Below are 17175 nucleotides of genomic sequence, written 5' to 3'. Positions count from 1 at the left end.
CGTAGCGTTCGGGACAGCGCACGAAACCACGAGAGGAACACCATGAAGCAGCGATTCCTGGGGCGTTCGGGGCTGCGCGTCAGTGAACTGTGCCTGGGCACGATGACGTTCGGCCAGGACACCGACGAGGCGGCCGCCCATCGGATCCTCGACACGTTCACGGCGGCGGGCGGCACCTTCGTCGACACCGCCGACGTGTACAACCACGGCGTCTCCGAGGAGATCGTCGGCCGGTGGCTGAAGGGACGCAGACGCGACGATCTCGTCATCGCCACCAAGGTGTTCGGGACGATGGGCGAGTCCCCGAACGCGGGCGGCCTGAGCCGCAAGCACATCGTGTCGGCGGTGGAGGCGAGCCTGCGCCGCCTCGGCACGGACCACATCGACCTCTACCAGACGCATGTGTGGGACGCGACGACGCCGGTCGAGGAGACCCTCTCCACCCTGGACACGCTGGTGAAGGCGGGCAAGGTCCGCTACCTCGGCGCGAGCAACGTCTCGGCCTCCCAGCTCCAGCGCTCCCAGGACCTCGCGGACCGCAACGGCTGGGAACGGTACGTCTCCCTCCAGCCGCTGTACAACCTGCTGGCGCGGGAGATCGAGTGGGAGCTGGTCCCCGTCAGCGCGGCGGAGGGCGTCGGCATCATCCCGTGGAGCCCGCTCCAGGGCGGCTGGCTGACCGGCAAGTACCGGCGCGGGATGACCGCCGCCGCGCCGGGCACCCGGGAGGCCCGCTACCAGGAGGAGCTGGGCCGGGAGGCCTGGCGGGAGCGGGACAACGAGGAGACCTGGCGGGTCGTGGAGGCGGTCGTCGCGGTGGCCGGGGAGACGGGCCGCACCCCGGCGCAGACCGCGCTGCGCTGGCTGCTCGGCCGCCCCGGCGTCACCGCGCCGATCGTCGGGGCCCGGACTCCGGAGCAGCTGGCCGACAGTCTCGGTGCGGTGGGCTGGGAGCTGACGGCGGAGCAGGCCGAGCGGCTGGACGCGGCGAGCGCCCGGCCGCTGCCCTACCCGTACGACGTCCTGCACCGCTTCCGTGACCGGGAGCCGCGCGACGACTGAGCCGGGGGCGCCGGCCGAAGAGCCGTCTACTCGACGACGGCCAGTTCGCGGGCGGTGGTGTTGAGCCGCCGCCCGCCGTCCTCGGTGACGGCCACGATGTCCTCGATCCGGACGCCGAAGCGGCCCGGGAGATAGATGCCCGGCTCCACGGAGAAGCACATACCGGGCACCAGCGGCTGCTCCTCGCCCTCGATCATGTAGGGCGGCTCGTGGGTGGTGACACCGATGCCGTGGCCGGTGCGGTGGATGAACCGCTCGCCGTAGCCAAATTCGGTGATCACCGCGCGGGCGGCCCGGTCGATCTCCTGGCAGGCGGCACCGGGCCGCACGGCGGCGCAGCCCGCCTGCTGGGCCTCGCGGACGATGTCGTGGACCCGCTGCTCCTCGGCGGTGGGCTCGCCGACGTGGACCGTACGGGAGGTGTCGGAGCCGTAGCCGTGCTTGAGGCCGCCGAAGTCGAGGACGACCATGTCGCCGCGCTCGATGGTGCGGGTCCCCGCCTCGTGGTGCGGATTGGCCCCGTTCGGGCCGGAGCCGACGACGGTGAAGTCGACCTGGGAGTGCCCGAACTCGCGGAGCAGGGCAGCGAGATCGGTGGCCACGTCGACCTCGCGGCGGCCGGAGAAGCGCACCTTGAGGATCTCCTCGTACGTGGCGTCGGCGGCGGCACCGGCGGCGGTGAGCCGTTCCAGCTCGGCGGCGTCCTTCACCGCGCGGAGCATCGGGAGCGCTTCGGTGAGCGCGGTGTAGGAGGTGCCCGGCAGCTCCCGTTGCAGGCCGAGCAGGTGCATCGCCCAGGCGTTGTCGCTGACGGCGAAGCGGCCCTCGGCGTCCAGCAGCGGGGCGGTCACCGCGTACGGGTCCTTGCCGTCGGTCCAGTCCCGCAGGGTGATGGCGGGTGCGCCGGTGGCGGCGGCCGCGTCGGGGGCCTCCAGGGTCGGGACCACCAGGACCGGGTCCTGGCCGGCCCGCAGCACGAGGAGGGTGAGGCGTTCGGTGCTCACGGGGCGGTAGCCGGTGAGGTGGACGAGGTCGGGGCCCGGCGCGACGATCACCCCGGCGAGCCCGGCCTCGGCGGCGGACTCGGCGGCGCGCGCCATCCGGGCCCGGTAGTCGTCGGCGGTGAAGGGCGGCGGGGCGGGCTGGTGGGCGGACGAGCTCGGGGTGGACATCAAGACCTCCTGGCAGTGCGAAACGGCACACAGCATCCTGCCCGCCCGGCGGGGCGCGCGCGACCGGCTTGCCGGAGTGTGTGGAAGTCGGCGACGCCCCGCCGGTCACCGGGGCCCGGCGGGCCGTCGCGAACGGCCGGCGGGCACCGTCGGCGACAACCGGTCCGTCAGAGGCGCACGATCAGATCCGCCCGGTCCCGGCCCCGCGCCACCAGCCGGGCGTTCGCCTCGTCGGACCGGGCCACCCACTCCTCCGCGCCGCGCCGGGCCCTGCCGTGGCGGACATGGCGGTCGACGAGCCGGCGCACCCGCGCCTCCGGGTCGGGTTCCAGGAACCACACCTCGTCCAGCAGGGCGCGCACCGGGGCCCAGGGGCCCTCGTCGAGCAGCAGGTAGTTCCCCTCGGTGACGACGAGCGGGACGTCCGGCGGTACGGGCAGCGAACCCGCGACCGGCTCCTCAAGCGACCGGTCGAAGGACGGGGCGTAGACCGCGTGCAGCGGGTCCGGGGCGCGCAGCCGCCGCAGCAGGGCCGCGTACCCGGCCGCGTCGAAGGTGTCGGGGGCGCCTTTGCGGTCGGCGCGGCCGAGGCGCTCCAGCTCGGCGGCGGCGAGATGGAAGCCGTCCATCGGGACGAGGGCGGCGCGTCCGCCCAGGGCCGCGACGAGCCGTTCCGCCAGAGTGGACTTCCCGGCTCCGGGCGGACCCGCGATCCCCAGCACACGCCGTCTCCCGGTCTCCGCGAGGGCGCGGGCCCGGTCCGTCAGCGCGGCCCGGCCGCCGGTGGTCGTGCCGTCCAGGATGTCCATGCGGGGCATTGTGCGACGGCGGGGAGCCCCGGCGTTAGTGTTACGTATAACCGCATCGTTGGAAGGACTCCCCCGCCATGTCCCGTATCGCCCTGGTCACCCTGGTCGTCCGCGACTACGACGAGGCCCTCGCGTTCTACCGCGACGCGCTCGGCTTCGAACTGGTGGAGGACACCGACCGGGGCGACGGCACCCGCTGGGTGGTGGTGCGCCCGCGCGGGTCCGCGCCCGGCACGGGGCTGCTGCTGGCCCGCGCGAAGGACGGGGTCCAGAGCCGGGCGATCGGCGCGCAGGCGGGCGGCCGGGTCGGCTTCTTCCTGCACACCGAGGACTTCGCGGCCGACCACGCCCGGATGACGGCGGCCGGGGTGCGGTTCCTGGAGGAGCCCCGGCACGAGACGTACGGCTCGGTCGCGGTCTTCGAGGACCTCTACGGCAACCGCTGGGACCTGCTCCAGCCGGCCGCCTGAGCCCGCCCGCTGCCGCCCGGGGCCGGGTCTCAGTGTCCGCCCCGGCCCTCCAGGTAAGCCAGCACCGCGAGGACGCGGCGGTGGACGGCGCCGTCGTCCGGCTCCAGGCCGAGCTTGGCGAAGATCGAGCCGATGTGCTTGCTCACCGCCCGTTCGGAGACGGTGAGTTCGGCGGCGATGGTGGCGTTGGCCTTGCCCTGCGCCATGTGTTCCAGGACTTCGCGCTCCCGGGCGGTGAGGCTCTGGAGCGGGCCCGCCGAGGCTTTGCGGGTGAGGAGCTGCGTGACGACCTCCGGGTCGAGGGCGGTGCCGCCCGCCGCCACCCGGTCCAGGGCCTCCAGGAACTGCTCGACCCGGCCCACCCGGTCCTTGAGCAGGTAGCCGATGCCCCGGGCGCCCCGGGCGAGCAGCTCGGCGGCGTACGTCTCCTCGACGTACTGGGAGAGGACCAGGATCGGCAGGTCGGGCAGTTCGGCGCGGGCGGCGATCGCGGCCCGCAGCCCCTCGTCGCGGAAGGTGGGTGGCAGCCGTACGTCCAGCACGGCGACGTCCGGGCGGTGTTCGAGCAGGGCGGGCAGGATCTCCGGGCCGGCCGCCGCGTCGGCCACCACCTCGTGTCCCGAACTGGTGAGCAGGAGGACGAGGCCCTCGCGCAGGAGGGCGTTGTCCTCGGCGATCACGATCCGCACGGCAGCTCCACTTCGATGTCCGTCGGCCCCCCGGCGGGGCTGCTGACGCGGGTGGTGCCGTCCAGCGCGGCGACCCGCCGCCGGATGCCCACCAGCCCGCTGCCGGCGCGTTCGTCCGCGCCGCCGCGACCATCGTCGCCGATGGTCACCCGCAGGATGCCGGGGGGCCGGTCGATGCGGACCCGGGCGGTGGTGGCGCCGCTGTGCTTGCTGATGTTGGTGAGCGCCTCGGCGACCACGAAGTAGGCGGCGGCCTCGATCGCGGCGGGCAGCCTCCCGTCCTCCACCCCGTCCAGGTCCGCCGTGACGGGTACGGCGACATCGGCGGCCAACGCCCGTACCGCACCGGCCAGTCCACGGTCGGTGAGGACCGGCGGGTGGATGCCGCGCACCACGTGCCGCAGCTCGGCGAGCGCGGCGTCGGCGCCGTCCTGCGCCTCGTCCAGGCGGGCCCGCGCGGCGGCCGGATCGCGGTCGAGCAGTTGCTTGGCGAGCCCGATCCGCATCGACAGGGCGACGATCCTGGCCTGGGCGCCGTCGTGCAGGTCCCGCTCGATGCGCCGCAGCTCGGCCCCGTGCGCGGCGACCGCGCCGGCCCGGCTCTCGGTGAGGTGGGCGATCCGCTCGGTGAGTTCGGCGGCGGGCGGCGGGGCGAGCAGGGCCATGGTCCAGCCCGCCGAGAGGTCGGCCAGCACCGGGTGCCAGCGCAGCGCCCAGCCCGGCCGGTCGGGCGGCTCGATGCCGTACTCGTCGGCCCGGTGCCGGTCCACCAGTCCCACGACGGACAGCGCGACGCCGTCCACCAGCAGGGCGACGGGCCAGAGGATCATCGTGAGGTAGCCGAGCCCCATGCCGAAGAGGGTCTGGAGGGGCAGCCAGAGGGCGAGCCGCCAGGTGGTCCGGTCGGTGAGCGTCCGCCGGACCCGTTCGGTCAGCTCGACGCCGCCCAGGGGCGGGTACGAGGCGGGGCGGTGTCCCGGTCCGAGCCGGGCCGCCGCCCGGCGGCTCTCGGCCGAGGCGGCCCGGCGCAGCAGTGTGGCGGCCTCCGGCAGCGCGGGCAGCCCGATGACCGCGACGGCGAACAGGAGGGCCGCCACGACCAGGAACGCGCCGACGTAGGTCAGCATCGCGACCCCGATGCCGATGAGGAGGTAGCGCGAGGCGTCCCAGGAACGCCGGACGGCGACCGTGAGGGGACCGGGTGGGGAGCTGCTCATGGCAGCCCACGGTACGGGGGCGTTCCCGCCGCCGGAGGGGGGTGGTCCCCCGGCCGGGGGTGGAGCTGGCTGCACCCCCGGTCCGGTAGTGCGCACCCTCGCCCGGCGACGCCCCGTCTCCTAGCGTTCTAGCAGGTCAGACAGTACGGGGACGGTGGAGGCGAACAGTGGGTACGACGTTGGTGGAGCAGGGAGCCGCGCTCGGTCTGGAGGGGGTGAGCCGGAGCTACGGGCGGCGCGGGAGCAGTCGGAGGACGACGGCCCTCGACGGGGTCAGCTGCGCGGTCCCGGCCGGCAGTTTCACCGCGGTGGTCGGCCCCTCGGGTTCGGGCAAGAGCACCTTCCTCCAGGTCGCGGCGGGCCTGGACCGGCCGACCTCGGGCACGGTCAGGATCGCCGGCACGGATCTCGGGTCGCTCTCGGAAGCGGCGCTGACCCGGCTGCGGCGGGACCGGATCGGGTTCGTCTTCCAGTCGCACGCGCTCAACCTGGTGCCCTCGCTGTCCATCGAGGAGAACGTGGTGCTGCCGCTGGTGCTGGGCGGCGCGGACCCGGGCAGCCCCGATGTGCTGGCGCGGGGACGGGAGTTGCTGGCCCGGGTGGGTCTCGCGGGGCGCGGCGGCGACGGGCCGTCGACGCTGTCGGGCGGCCAGCAGCAGCGGGTCGCGGTGGCGCGGGCCCTGGTGACGGAGCCCGAGGTGATCTTCGCGGACGAGCCGACCGCCTCCCTCGACCCGGAGTCCGCCGCGCTGGTGCTGGCGCTGCTGCGGGACGCCGTACGGATCGAGGGCCGCACGGTCGTGATGGTCACCCATGACCCGGTGGCGGCGAGCTGGGCCGACACCGTGCTGACGATGGACGGCGGCCGGCTGCGATGAGGAGGCGTACGGGCCCGGTGGCCCAGGAGCGGTCGGAAGCGGCGAACGGACGTACGGGCGCGGCGGCCCAGGAGTCGCCGGGAGCACGGAAAAGACGTACGAGCACGGCGGCGCGGGAGTCGCTGGGGGTGCGGCAGGGATCGCGGCGGGCGTCGGCGTTCCTGGCCAGGCGGTCGCTGGCCACGCACCGGCGGGCCTGGGCGGCGGTGATCGTGGCGACGGGGGCCGCCGCCGCGCTGGTCGGCGCGTTCGCGTTCGTCGTCGGCTCGTTGCTGGTGGCCGCGCCGCCGGTGCAGCGGTACGCCGGCGCGGACGCGGTGGTGGCGGCGGACCAGAAGGTGTCGTACACGGCGAAGCCGTGGGGCAGTGAACCGCAGACGGCTACGGCGTATCTGCCGGAGCGGGCCCGCCTCGACAGTTCGGTGCTGGCCGCGGTGGCGGGGGCCGACGGCGTGGCGAAGGCGGTCGCGGACGATTCCGTGCCGGTCTCCACGGGCGACGGGCGGCCCGCGGTGGGCCGCTCCTGGCCGTCCGCCGCGCTCACCCGCTACGAGCTGGCCGAGGGCCGGGCCCCGGAGGACGCGACCGAGGTCGTCCTGGACGGCGCGCTCGCGGCGGGCGGCCCCACCCCGGGCGAGCGGGTGGTGCTGCGGGCCGACGGAGCCGCCCGGACCTACACCGTCAGCGGGATCGCCCGCACCGGACACGGCGGCGACGCTCCCCCGGCCGTGTTCTTCACCGAGCCCCGGCTGACCGCGCTGGCCGGGCATCCGGGGAGGATCGACGCGATCGGCGTGGTCGCGGAGCCGGGCGTCTCGCGGGAGGCGCTGCGGGACGCGATCGGCGCGGTGCTGCCGGAGCGTTCGGGCGTCCCCGGGTCCGACCGGGGCGTGCGGGTGCTGACGGGTGCGGAGCGCGGGGAGGCCGAGCAGGTGGACGCGCTCGGCGGACGCGGCGACCAGCTGGCCCTGCTCGGTTCGATCGGCGGCACCGTGCTGATGGTGGCGCTCCTCGTGATCGCCTCGACGCTGTCCCAGGCGATCCGTCAGCGGTCCGGGGAGCTGGCGCTGCTGCGTGCCGTGGGTGCCTCTCCCCGTCAACTGCGGTCCGCGATCGGCCGGGAGGCGGGCCGGGTGTCCGCCGCGGCGGCGCTGCTGGGCGGCATCGGTGCCGTGCCGCTGGGTCTCGCGATGCGTTCGCTGCTGACCACCGGTCCGCTGCCGCTGCCGGTGCCGTGGTGGCTGCCGCCCGCCGCGGCGCTGACCGGCGGGCTGCTGGTCGCGCTGCTGGCACGGCCGGTGGCGATGCTCGCCGCCCGGTCCGTCACCCGGCTGCGGCCGACCGCCGCGCTGGGCGCGGCGACGGCGGACGAGCCGAGCGAGCCGGGACGGTTCCGTACGGTGGCGGGGGTGGTGCTGGCGTTCGCCGGGATCAGCTCGGCGGGCGTGGCCGCGACGCAGAGCGGTCAGGCGGCGGGCGCCGCCGCCTCGGGCGCGGCGATGTCCCTGGTGATCGCGGTCGCCCTGCTGGGGCCCCGGATCTCCCGGATCGCCCTGGGCGTGCTGGGCCGTCCGCTGCGGAAGGCGGGCGGGGTCTCGGGGTTCCTGGCCGAGCGGGCCGCCTCGGCGCACACCCGGCGGCTCGCCACCGCGTTCACGCCGATCGTGCTGGTGGTCGCGTTCGTCTGCGTGCAGCTGGCCTCGGGGCCGACGATGGAGCGGGCCGCCGGCCAACAGGCGTCCGCCGCGCTGCGGGCGGACCTGGTGGCGACGGGCGGCGGGGCGGGGCTGCCCGCCGGGGCGGCCCGGGCGGTGCGGGAGGCTCCCGGCGTCACGGCGGCGACCGGGGTGCTGCGTTCGGCGGTGGTCCTGGCCGACCGGCAGGCCGGCGAGCCGGTGCTGACCCGGCTGCCGGTGCTGGGTGTGGAGGCGCGCGGTCTGTCCGGCACGCTCGACCCCGGCGTCACGGCAGGCGACCTGGACCGGCTCACGGGGCGGGACACGGTCGCGGTCGGGGCGGACCGGGCGAAGAGCCTGGACGTCGGCCCCGGGGACCGGGTCGCGCTGCGGCTCGGCGACGGTACGCGGGTGGAGCCCCGGGTCGTCGCGGTGTACGAACACGAGCTGGGCCTGGGCGAGTTCCTCTTCCCGCGCGAGGCGCTGGCGGGCCATGTCTCGGCCGCGCGGGACCAGGCCGTCCTGATCCGGACGGAGGCCGGGCCCGGTGCGGACCCGGCGGCCGCGGTGCGGCAGGCGCTGGCTCCGTACGGCGGCGGGGTGACGGTGCGGGCCGCCACGGGCGACGACGTGGCGATCGCTCCGCCCGTGTCGGACGAGGACAACGCGATGATCGTCATCGGCGTCGGGGTGATCGGCGGCTTCGCGCTGCTGGCCGTGGTCAGCACCCTGGCGCTGATCACCATCGGCCGGCGGGGCGAGTTCCGGCTGCTGCGGATGGTCGGCACGGGGCGCCGGCAGCTCCGGCGGATGCTGGTGCTGGAGACCGGCCTGGTCACCTTCGCCGGGCTGGTGATCGGCACGGCGGTGGCGGCGGTCCCGCTGACCGCGTTCGCCGTCTCGGTGGCGGGCACGGCCCCGTATCTCCCGCCGGTGCACTACGCGGTGATCGCGGGGGCGGTGGCGCTCGCCGCGGCGGCCGGGACGCTGGTCCCGGCCGCGTCGGCCGGGGGACGCTTCGCCCTGGGACGCCGGGCGGGGTGAGGAGCGGGGCCGAGGGCCGGGCGGAGGGTGCGGTCGCCCCTGGTTGGGGGCGTTCCACCCGGTCCGCGTCAGACCGACGCGGCGCCCTCCGGCCTGCCGGGCGGACGGGTCGGGTTCAGGTGGTGCCGCGGACCATCAGGCGGTGCGGCACGATGAGCTCCTGCGGGGGAACCGTGTTTCCCGGGCTGTAGATACGGTCGGCCAGACATTGCAGGGATCGTTCGGCGATCTGTCGCTTGGCCGGTGAGACGGTGGTCAGCGGAGGATTGCTGTAGTGACCGTCCTCGATGTCGTCGAACCCGACGATCGCGACGTCCTCGGGCACGCGCAGGCCGCGTCGGTGGGCTGTGTGAAGGGCACCCAGGGCGAGTTCGTCGCTGAAGGCGAACACGGCGTCTGGGGCGACCGGCCCGTCCAGCAGTTCGCCCATGGCCCGGGCGCCGTCCGCCCGGTGCAGGGCGACGACCGCACGCTCCGCTTCCTCGCTCCAAGGAAGGCCGGCGCGGTCCAGGGCACGCCGGTAGCCCTCCAGGCGCAGTCGGGCGGTGCCGTTGTGCAGATGGGGCTGGGTGCCGATGGCGGCGACGCGCCGCCGGCCGAGGCCGATCAGGTGGTCCGTGGCTTCTTCGGCCGCGGCGGTGTTGTCGACGGCCACCCGATCGGCCGCTCCGTGCGAACCGCGCTCGCCGAGCAGGACCAGGGGGACCGTCGGCCCGGTGGCCGCGAGTTCGGCGGGATCGAGCGCCCAGGGGCTGATGATGAGGCCGTCGACCACACGTCCGCCGCCCGGCGTGAGCAGCCGGCGCTCGGCCTCCGCGTCCCCCCGCGTCTGGTCGATGACGACGGTCCACGACCGTCGCCGGGCTTCGTCCAGCAGGAGGGCGGCCAGTTCGCCGAAGTAGGGGGAGTCCAGTTCGGGGACGGCCAGACCGATGATGCCGGTGCGGCCGGCCCGCAGGCTCCGGGCAGCGAGGTTGGGGCGGTAGCCGAGTTCGTCGATCGCTTCCTGTACGCGTCGGCGGGTCTCCGCCGCCACCGGGGCCGATCCGCTGACCACGTTGGACACGGTGCGTACGGAGACCCCGGCCCGGGCGGCCACATCCTTCAGACGACTGCTCACCCCGGCATCCTGTCATGCGCGCCCAGCCTCCCGCCGAAGTATTGCAACGTTGCATGCATCGATGTAAATGTTAGGGCGAAAGCTCCGTTCGCAAGAAGGCGAGGATGACCGTGCCCACCACCCCCGACGCGTCCACCACTGCTGACGTCGACGCCGTGCCCAGCCCCACCGATGCCCCCGTGGAAGTGGCACGGGACGTGGCCGCCCTGTACTCGGACGGCATCACCGCGCGGAAAGGGGCCTTCACCGTGGAGTGGGCCGACCGGCTGCGCGAGGACATCGAGACCGCGTTCGATGAGGCACGTTCCAGGCCGGGCGGCGCGGTGGGCCGGGGGCCCCACCGCTACTACGTGGAGATCCACCCCGAGCAGTTGCGGGGATTCGTCGATCTCGTCGACCATCCCTGGGTCCGGTCGGTGGCCACCGCGGTCCTCGGCCCCGACTACCGCATCGTCGAGCTCGGATTCGACGTACCGCTGGAAGGCGCGGTGAACCAGCCGTGGCACCGCGACTTCCCCATCCCCGCGGCCACCCGCACCGAACGCCGCCTCACCTCCCTCGCGTTCAACGTCACCGCCGTCGACACGGGCCCCGACATGGGCCCCTTCGAGATCGCGCCGGGTACCCAGTGGGACGACGAACCCGATTTTGACCACGGAATGTTCCCGCCCCGCCGGAGCTACCCCCGCTACGAGCGGCTCGCGGTGCGCAAGTATCCGCAGCGCGGCGACATCTCGGCCCGCTCCGCGCTCACCATCCACCGCGGCACCAGGAACGAGTCGGCCAAGGCCCGGCCCGTCCTCGTGCTGGGCCTCGACGGACCCGACGCGCACAATGCCGACCGCCACGACGCCGCTGTCTCACGGCAGTTCTGGGACGGCCTGCCGCAGCGGGTCCGTGACCACCTCGACTGCCCGGTCGTCGACGAACTGACGCCCATCACGCAGAAGCACACGATCGAGGGTCTGGTGATGGGCGCACCCTGAACCGGGCGGGCGCCGCATCGCCGATCGAGGGGGCTGCCGGGACCGGGACAGGGCCGGCGTTCAGACCCGCGCCAGGCCCGCTTCCCGTACGGCCACCGCCTCCATCGCGTCCAGCACGGGCCGGATCAGCGGATGGCCCTCGGCCCCCTGCCGTACGGCCGCGAAGACGCGGCGGGTCGGGGCGCTGCCCTCGACGGGGCGGACGACCACCCCGGTCAGCTCCATCCCGCGCAGCGCGGACCGGGGCACCAGGGCCACCCCCGCGTCCGCCCCGGCCAGGGCGACCACGGCGCGGAAGTCGTCCGAGGAGTGTTCGAGGCGGGGGGCGAACCCGGCGAACTCGCAGGCCAGGACCACCACGTCATGGCAGGGGTTGCCCGGGTAGGGCCCGATCCACGGGTCCTTCGCGAGGTCGGCGACCGCCACCTGCGCCTGGTCCGCGAGGCGGTGGTGCACCGGGAGCACCGCGTCGAACGGCTCCGAGTACAGGGGGACGCGGGTCAGGCGGCGGTCGTCCTCGGCGGGCGCGCCCCGGTATTCGACGGCGACCGCCACATCCACCTGCCGGTCCAGCACCATCGGCACGCTCGCGTCGCCCTCCGCGTCCTGGACCCTGACCCGGATGCCGGGCGCGGTGCGGGCCAGCTCGGTGAGGGCGGGGGCGAGGACGAGGCCGATGCCGGTGGCGAACGCGGCGACCGTGACCGTACCGGCGACGCCCGCGCTGTAGTCCGCCAGCTCCGCCTCGGCCCGCTCCAGCTGGGCGAGGACCACATTGGTGTGGCTGAGCAGGATCTCCCCGGCGGCGGTGAGCCGGGCCCCGCGCGCACCGCGTTCGACGAGGCGGTGGCCGGTCTCCTGCTCCAGGGCCGCGAGCTGCTGGGAGACGGCGGAGGGCGTCAGGTACAACGCGGCGGCGGCCGCGGTCACCGTGCGGTGGTCGGCCACCGCACGGAGGATTCGCAGCCGCCGCGCATCGATCATGTGCCCATTGTCCCAGGTCGTGGCGGAGCCCCCGACCCGGTCGGCAGGTCAGGCAGCCTCCGCGTCCAGGGCGGCCCGCGCGTCGACGAACGCGTCCACCGCGCGGTTGACGTCGGCGGTGGAGTGCGCGGCCGAGAGCTGGACGCGGATGCGGGCCGCGCCCTGCGGGACGACGGGGTACGAGAAGCCGATCACGTACACACCTCGCTCCAGGAGCAGTTCCGCCATCCGGCCCGCCCTGCCCGCGTCGCCGATCATGACGGGGGCGATGGCGTGGTCGCCGGGCAGGATGTCGAAGCCCTCCGCGGTCATCCGGGTGCGGAACAGCTCGGTGTTGGCCGCGAGCTGCTCGCGCAGGTCCCCGGCGGACTCCAGCAGGTCGATGACCTTGAGGGAGGCGGCGGCGATGACCGGGGCGAGGGAGTTGGAGAAGAGGTACGGGCGCGAGCGCTGGCGCAGCAGGGCGACGATCTCCGCGCGGGCCGCGACGTAACCGCCGGAGGCGCCGCCCAGCGCCTTGCCGAGGGTGCCGGTGATGATGTCGACCCGGTCCATGACGCCGTGCAGTTCGGGCGTGCCGCGTCCGCCGGGGCCGACGAAGCCGACGGCGTGCGAGTCGTCGACCATGACCATGGCGTCGTAGCGGTCGGCCAGGTCGCAGATCTCCTGGAGCGGGGCGACGTAGCCGTCCATGGAGAAGACGCCGTCGGTGACGACGAGGCGGCGGCGGGCCCCGGACGCCTCCTTGAGCTGCGTCTCCAGGTCGGCCATGTCGCGGTTGGCGTAGCGGTGGCGCTTCGCCTTGGAGAGCCGGATGCCGTCGATGATCGAGGCGTGGTTGAGGGCGTCGGAGATGACCGCGTCCTCCGGGCCCAGCAGCGTTTCGAAGACTCCGCCGTTGGCGTCGAAGCAGGAGGAGTAGAGGATCGTGTCCTCCTGGCCGAGGAAGGCCGAGAGCCGCTGCTCCAGTTCCTTGTGGACCTCCTGGGTACCGCAGATGAAGCGGACCGAGGCCATCCCGTAGCCCCAGCGGTCCAGCGCCTCGTGGGCGGCGGCGATGACCTCGGGGTGGTCGGCGAGACCCAGGTAGTTGTTGGCGCAGAAGTTGAGGACCTCGCCGGCGCGTCCGCCGGAGGTGACGGCCACGGTCGCGGACTGCGGGGTGCCGATCACACGCTCGGGCTTGTGCAGCCCGGCGGCGCGGATCTCGTCGAGGGTGGTGCGCAGGTCGTCGCGTACGGAGTCGAACATGCGGATTCCTTAGGAGATCGAGTAACGGACCAGGGGGAGGCGGTCAGACGGTCCAGTCGAGGATGACCTTGCCGCCGAGGCCGCTCGCGGCGTCGTCGAAGGCCGCCTCGAAGTCGCGGAAGCCGTACCGGCCGGTGATCACGGGGGCGAGGTCGAGGCCGCCCTCCAACAGGACGGACATGGCGTACCAGGTCTCGTACATCTCACGGCCGTAGATCCCCTTGACCGTGATCATCGAGGTGACGATGCGGGACCAGTCGACGGCGAACTCCTCGGCGGGCAGGCCGAGCATCGCGATCCGGCCGCCGTGCGTCATGTTCGCGACCATGTCGCGCATCGCCTCGGGGCGGCCGGACATCTCCAGGCCGATGTCGAAGCCCTCGCGCAGGCCGAGTTCCCGCTGGCCGTCCGCGATGGTCCGGTCGGCGACGTTGAGGGCGAGGCTGACGCCGACCTTGCGGGCCAGGGCGAGGCGGGCCTCGCTGACGTCGGTGATGACGACGTTGCGGGCCCCGGCGTGCTGGGCGACGGCGGCGGCCATGATGCCGATCGGTCCGGCGCCGGTGATCAGGACGTCCTCGCCGACGAGCGGGAAGGACAGCGCGGTGTGCACGGCGTTGCCGAACGGGTCGAAGATCGCCGCGATGTCGAGGTCGACGGGGACCCGGTGCACCCACACGTTGGAGGCGGGCAGGACGACGTACTCGGCGAACGCCCCGTCCCGGCCGACGCCGAGGCCGACGGTGGAGCGGCAGAGGTGGCGGCGGCCGGCGAGACAGTTGCGGCACTTGCCGCAGACGAGGTGGCCCTCGCCGCTGACCAGGTCGCCGACCGCGATGTCCGCGACGTCGGAGCCGGTCGCGGCGACCTCGCCGACGAACTCGTGGCCGAGGACCAGCGGGGTGGTGACCGCCTGCTGGGCCCAGCCGTCATAGGCGCGGATGTGCAGGTCGGTGCCGCAGATGCCGGTGCGCAGGACCTTGATCAGGACGTCGGTGGGGCCGTACTGAGGCTCCGGCACGTCCATCAGCCACAGTCCGGGTTCGGCCTTCTGCTTGACGAGTGCCTTCACGGCTGCGGCTCCCTGACGTCGGTACGCGAGTGGATGACCCCGGGCCTCGGGGCATGTCGGAAGAACCCTGCGGCCCGGGGTGGTTTTCGGGTGATCGCCCCCGGGGCGGGGGCGCGGCGGGACGGGACGGAGCCCGTCGTACGACTCCGGACGTACGGCTGCACGTCGCACGGCTGCACGTCGTACGGCTCCACGCGCCATCCTCGGCCGTCACGGAGAAATCTGCCGTACGACGGGGCCCGGGTCCATCGAGGATTTCTTAAGCGCGGCCGCAGGAGATCTTCACGCCTGGCCGTGGCCTCACGGAGCGCTGCCGTCGCCGGGCCGCGTCATGGCGGCTGTCGCCGGGTTCCGCCGTGGCGGCTACACCTCGCCGAACGGGCCCAGGAAGCGGGGGCGGCCCTTCTCGATCCGGTAGAGGAAGATCCCGTTCTCGTACCGCACCTGGCGGATCGACGGACGGAAGGCCAGGCGGCGCACGATCCCCCGGTGCTCGGTACGGAGGAGCCGCCCGGCCATGCCGCTGCGCACGTCCCCCGAGGCGCTGGTGGTCCCGGCGGCGCGGGCGATCAGTCCGACCGCGTCGTACGCCTCGGCGGCCCAGGTGCCCGGGGGTGCGCCGAAGCGCTTGCGGTGGGCGGCGGTGAACGTCCGGGCCGACGGGAGGGCCGTGGGGTCGGCGTACGCCTCGGCGAAGACCCAGCCGTCGGCGGCGGCGCCCGCGCCCGCGAGGAAGGCGGGCCCGAGGGCCGGTCCGGCGGCGACCCTGCTGCCGGTGAAGCCCTCGTCCGCGAGCGCGGTGGCCAGGCGGGCGGCCCGGGAGGCGTCGCCGCTCGCGAGCACCACCGCGTCCGCCCTGCTGGTCATGGCCTTGCGGGCGGCCGAGCCGAAGCCGGCGTCGCCCCGTGGGAGAGCGTGTTCGATGAGCGTGGCGTCGGCGGGCGGGGTGTTGCGGAACTCGCTGCCCAGTTGTCCGCCGAGGCCGGTGCCGTCCCTGTCCTGGACGAGGAGGACTCGCCCGGCGGGACGGATCCGGACGACGTAGCCGAGGAGGCCCGGGGTGAGCATGCGGTCGTACGGGCGGGTCACGCAGAGGTGGGCGGGCGTCACGGACGCCTCGGCGGAGCCTGCCGCGACGACGACCAGGGCGAGCCGCGCCCTGCCGTACCGCTGGACGACCTCCGTGGCCAGCACGTCTCCGGTCGGCCCGACCACGGCGATGACGTCGGGGTCGGCGCCCAGCCGGTCGGCCGCCCGCAACGCCCGGCGCGGGTCACCGGCATCGTCCTCGGTCCGCAGGGCGAGGCGGAACGTCGTATCGGTACGGGCGTTGTGATCGGCGACCGCGAGCCGTACGCCGCGCTGGTGCGCCAGCCCGGCGGCGCGGCCCGGCCCGCTGAGGTCGGCGTGGAGCCCGATCGTGTACGTGGGCGGTCCGCCGGAGCTCGACGCGGTCCTGGCGGACCGCCGCCCGGCGAGCCACGCCGCGCCGGAGCCGCCGGTGACCAGGACCGCGCCGGCGCCACCGGCGGTCAGGAGCCTCCGCCGCGTGAGGCCCCTCCCCGACGACGCCCGGTCCTCGTCCGGGACGAGGGTGGCGGGCAGCGGCTCGGGGTCCGGCAGCGCGAGGGCGGCCGCGGAACGTTCGGCGATCAACGCGGAGAGCCCGGGCGGCGCGAGCCAGGACCCCGGGGGCGGGGCGGTGTCCGGCTCCGCGGCCCGGACGGCTTCGGCGGCCCCGCCCGGTGCGGCTTCGGCGGCCCCGCCCGGAGCCGCACCGGAGGCTCCGTCGCGCGCGCCGCCCCCGGGAGCCCCGTCGCCGGGAGCCCCCGGAGGCCCACCCGGAGCCGAGCGGGGCGCCCAGGCCGCACGGGGGTCCGGCGGCCGGAGCGGGACCGGCCCCGGGCTCCTCCCCGACCGGCCGCGGTCCCCTTCGCCGGGCGCCCCCAGGTCGTCGCCGATCCGGCTCGCCGACGGCCGGGCGGCCGGGTCCTTGCTCAGGCAGGCGGCGATCAGGGGCAGCAGCCCGGGCGGCACACCCGCCAGGTCCGGCTCCTCGTGGACCGTACGGAACAGCACGCCGGCCGCGCCGCCCTCACCGCCCTCGCCGAACGGCCGCCGGCCCGTCGCCGCGTACACCAGGACGCAGCCGAGGGAGAACACGTCGCACGCCGGTCCCACCGGCCCGGCCTGCGCCTGTTCGGGGGCGAGGTAACCGGGCGTGCCGATCACCAGGTCGGTGGCGGTGAGTGCGGTGGCCCCCTCGTGGCGGGCGATCCCGAAGTCGATGAGGCGGGGGCCGTCGAGGCCGAGGAGTACGTTGCCGGGTTTGACGTCGCGATGGATCAGCCCGGCCTCGTGGACCGCGACGAGGGCCTCGGCGAGCCGGCTTCCGAGCGCCCGGACGGTGGGCGGGGGCAGCGCGCCGCCAGCGCCCACCACCTCGGCCAGCGAGGGCCCGGGGACGAACGCGGTCGCCAGCCACGGCTCGCGGGCCTCGGTGTCCGCGCCGAGCACCGGGACCACCCAGGGGCCGGTGATCCGGGCGGCGGCCTCGGCCTCGCGCCGGAAGCGGGCGCGGAAGCCGGGATCGGCGGCGTGCTCGGCCCGGATCACCTTGACGGCCGCGAGCGCCCCGCCCGCCGTTCGCGCCAGGTAGACCACCCCCATGCCGCCGGCGCCGAGCCGGACGAGGGTGCGGTACGGGCCGACGGTGCGGGGGTCCTCGGTGATGAGGGGGCGCAC

Annotated in this window: 14 protein-coding genes; 5 read left to right on the top strand and 9 right to left on the bottom strand. The window is 75.0% G+C overall.

Going from position 1 to position 17175, the window contains the following annotated elements:
• Window positions 1-42: 42 nt before the first annotated feature.
• Complete coding sequence (locus PSQ21_RS29755) at window positions 43-1062, top strand: aldo/keto reductase (protein ID WP_274034391.1); 1020 nt, start codon at window positions 43-45, stop codon at window positions 1060-1062.
• 26 nt (window positions 1063-1088) lie between these two features.
• Here PSQ21_RS29755 and PSQ21_RS29750 read toward each other — a convergent pair whose 3' ends face one another.
• Window positions 1089-2234, bottom strand: a complete 1146-nt coding sequence (locus tag PSQ21_RS29750) for an aminopeptidase P family protein (RefSeq protein ID WP_274034390.1) — start codon at window positions 2232-2234, stop codon at window positions 1089-1091.
• 167 nt (window positions 2235-2401) lie between these two features.
• On the bottom strand, window positions 2402-3043 hold the full coding sequence (locus tag PSQ21_RS29745) for a nucleoside/nucleotide kinase family protein (RefSeq protein ID WP_274034389.1): 642 nt from the start codon (window positions 3041-3043) through the stop codon (window positions 2402-2404).
• Window positions 3044-3120: 77 nt separating this feature from the next.
• Between PSQ21_RS29745 and PSQ21_RS29740 the strand changes: the two genes are divergently transcribed.
• Window positions 3121-3513, top strand: coding sequence for a VOC family protein (locus tag PSQ21_RS29740; protein ID WP_274034388.1), 393 nt, complete (start codon window positions 3121-3123; stop codon window positions 3511-3513).
• A gap of 29 nt (window positions 3514-3542) precedes the next feature.
• Here the strand turns inward: PSQ21_RS29740 and PSQ21_RS29735 are convergent, their stop codons facing one another.
• Both PSQ21_RS29735 and PSQ21_RS29730 read right to left on the bottom strand, forming a co-directional pair.
• Window positions 3543-4202 carry a LuxR C-terminal-related transcriptional regulator gene (locus tag PSQ21_RS29735; RefSeq protein ID WP_274034387.1) on the bottom strand — a complete coding sequence of 220 codons (660 nt, stop codon included), beginning with the start codon at window positions 4200-4202 and terminating at the stop codon, window positions 3543-3545.
• A complete protein-coding gene (locus tag PSQ21_RS29730) occupies window positions 4190-5419 on the bottom strand; it encodes a sensor histidine kinase (RefSeq protein ID WP_274034386.1) in 1230 nt (409 codons plus the stop codon). Before PSQ21_RS29730 ends, PSQ21_RS29735 begins: the two co-directional genes overlap by 13 nt.
• 167 nt (window positions 5420-5586) lie before the next feature.
• Here PSQ21_RS29730 and PSQ21_RS29725 point away from each other — a divergent pair, with 167 nt between their 5' ends.
• The gene (locus PSQ21_RS29725; RefSeq protein ID WP_274034385.1) at window positions 5587-6297 is read left to right on the top strand and encodes an ABC transporter ATP-binding protein; all 711 of its coding nucleotides are present in this window, start codon (window positions 5587-5589) and stop codon (window positions 6295-6297) included.
• The gene (locus PSQ21_RS29720) at window positions 6294-9017 is read left to right on the top strand and encodes an ABC transporter permease (protein WP_274034384.1); all 2724 of its coding nucleotides are present in this window, start codon (window positions 6294-6296) and stop codon (window positions 9015-9017) included. The genes PSQ21_RS29725 and PSQ21_RS29720 overlap by 4 nt, the downstream gene beginning before the upstream one ends.
• A 115-nt stretch (window positions 9018-9132) precedes the next feature.
• Here PSQ21_RS29720 and PSQ21_RS29715 read toward each other — a convergent pair whose 3' ends face one another.
• Entirely contained in the window at window positions 9133-10137 is a 1005-nt protein-coding gene (locus tag PSQ21_RS29715) for a LacI family DNA-binding transcriptional regulator (RefSeq protein ID WP_274034383.1), read from the bottom strand.
• 104 nt (window positions 10138-10241) lie between these two features.
• Between PSQ21_RS29715 and PSQ21_RS29710 the strand changes: the two genes are divergently transcribed.
• Complete coding sequence (locus PSQ21_RS29710) at window positions 10242-11123, top strand: phytanoyl-CoA dioxygenase family protein (protein ID WP_274034382.1); 882 nt, start codon at window positions 10242-10244, stop codon at window positions 11121-11123.
• Window positions 11124-11183: 60 nt separating this feature from the next.
• On the opposite strand, the gene PSQ21_RS29705 is transcribed toward PSQ21_RS29710, so the two are convergent.
• From PSQ21_RS29705 to PSQ21_RS29690, 4 genes are all read right to left on the bottom strand, one after another.
• Entirely contained in the window at window positions 11184-12107 is a 924-nt protein-coding gene (locus PSQ21_RS29705; protein ID WP_274034381.1) for a LysR family transcriptional regulator, read from the bottom strand.
• Window positions 12108-12155: 48 nt separating this feature from the next.
• A complete protein-coding gene (locus PSQ21_RS29700) occupies window positions 12156-13358 on the bottom strand; it encodes a glycine C-acetyltransferase (protein ID WP_274034380.1) in 1203 nt (400 codons plus the stop codon).
• A gap of 43 nt (window positions 13359-13401) precedes the next feature.
• Window positions 13402-14430, bottom strand: coding sequence for an L-threonine 3-dehydrogenase (tdh, locus tag PSQ21_RS29695; RefSeq protein ID WP_274034379.1), 1029 nt, complete (start codon window positions 14428-14430; stop codon window positions 13402-13404).
• 363 nt (window positions 14431-14793) lie between these two features.
• Window positions 14794-17175: a bifunctional serine/threonine-protein kinase/ABC transporter substrate-binding protein gene (locus tag PSQ21_RS29690; protein ID WP_274034378.1), complete on the bottom strand. Its 2382-nt coding sequence runs from the start codon at window positions 17173-17175 to the stop codon at window positions 14794-14796.

Source organism: Streptomyces sp. MMBL 11-1, from assembly GCF_028622875.1.
Classification (GTDB): Bacteria; Actinomycetota; Actinomycetes; order Streptomycetales; family Streptomycetaceae; genus Streptomyces.
Note: the sequence above shows the minus strand (reverse complement) of the source record. Positions and strands in the feature narration are given on the sequence as shown.

What these genes read in the sequence shown, in the direction of transcription:
- PSQ21_RS29755 (WP_274034391.1), top strand. Translation starts at nt 43, where the DNA reads ATGAAGCAGCGATTCCTGGGGCGTTCGGGGCTGCGCGTCAGTGAACTG.
- PSQ21_RS29750 (WP_274034390.1), bottom strand. Translation starts at nt 2,234, where the DNA reads ATGTCCACCCCGAGCTCGTCCGCCCACCAGCCCGCCCCGCCGCCCTTC.
- PSQ21_RS29745 (WP_274034389.1), bottom strand. Translation starts at nt 3,043, where the DNA reads ATGGACATCCTGGACGGCACGACCACCGGCGGCCGGGCCGCGCTGACG.
- PSQ21_RS29740 (WP_274034388.1), top strand. Translation starts at nt 3,121, where the DNA reads ATGTCCCGTATCGCCCTGGTCACCCTGGTCGTCCGCGACTACGACGAG.
- PSQ21_RS29730 (WP_274034386.1), bottom strand. Translation starts at nt 5,419, where the DNA reads ATGAGCAGCTCCCCACCCGGTCCCCTCACGGTCGCCGTCCGGCGTTCC.
- PSQ21_RS29720 (WP_274034384.1), top strand. Translation starts at nt 6,294, where the DNA reads ATGAGGAGGCGTACGGGCCCGGTGGCCCAGGAGCGGTCGGAAGCGGCG.
- PSQ21_RS29710 (WP_274034382.1), top strand. Translation starts at nt 10,242, where the DNA reads ATGACCGTGCCCACCACCCCCGACGCGTCCACCACTGCTGACGTCGAC.
- PSQ21_RS29705 (WP_274034381.1), bottom strand. Translation starts at nt 12,107, where the DNA reads ATGATCGATGCGCGGCGGCTGCGAATCCTCCGTGCGGTGGCCGACCAC.
- PSQ21_RS29700 (WP_274034380.1), bottom strand. Translation starts at nt 13,358, where the DNA reads ATGTTCGACTCCGTACGCGACGACCTGCGCACCACCCTCGACGAGATC.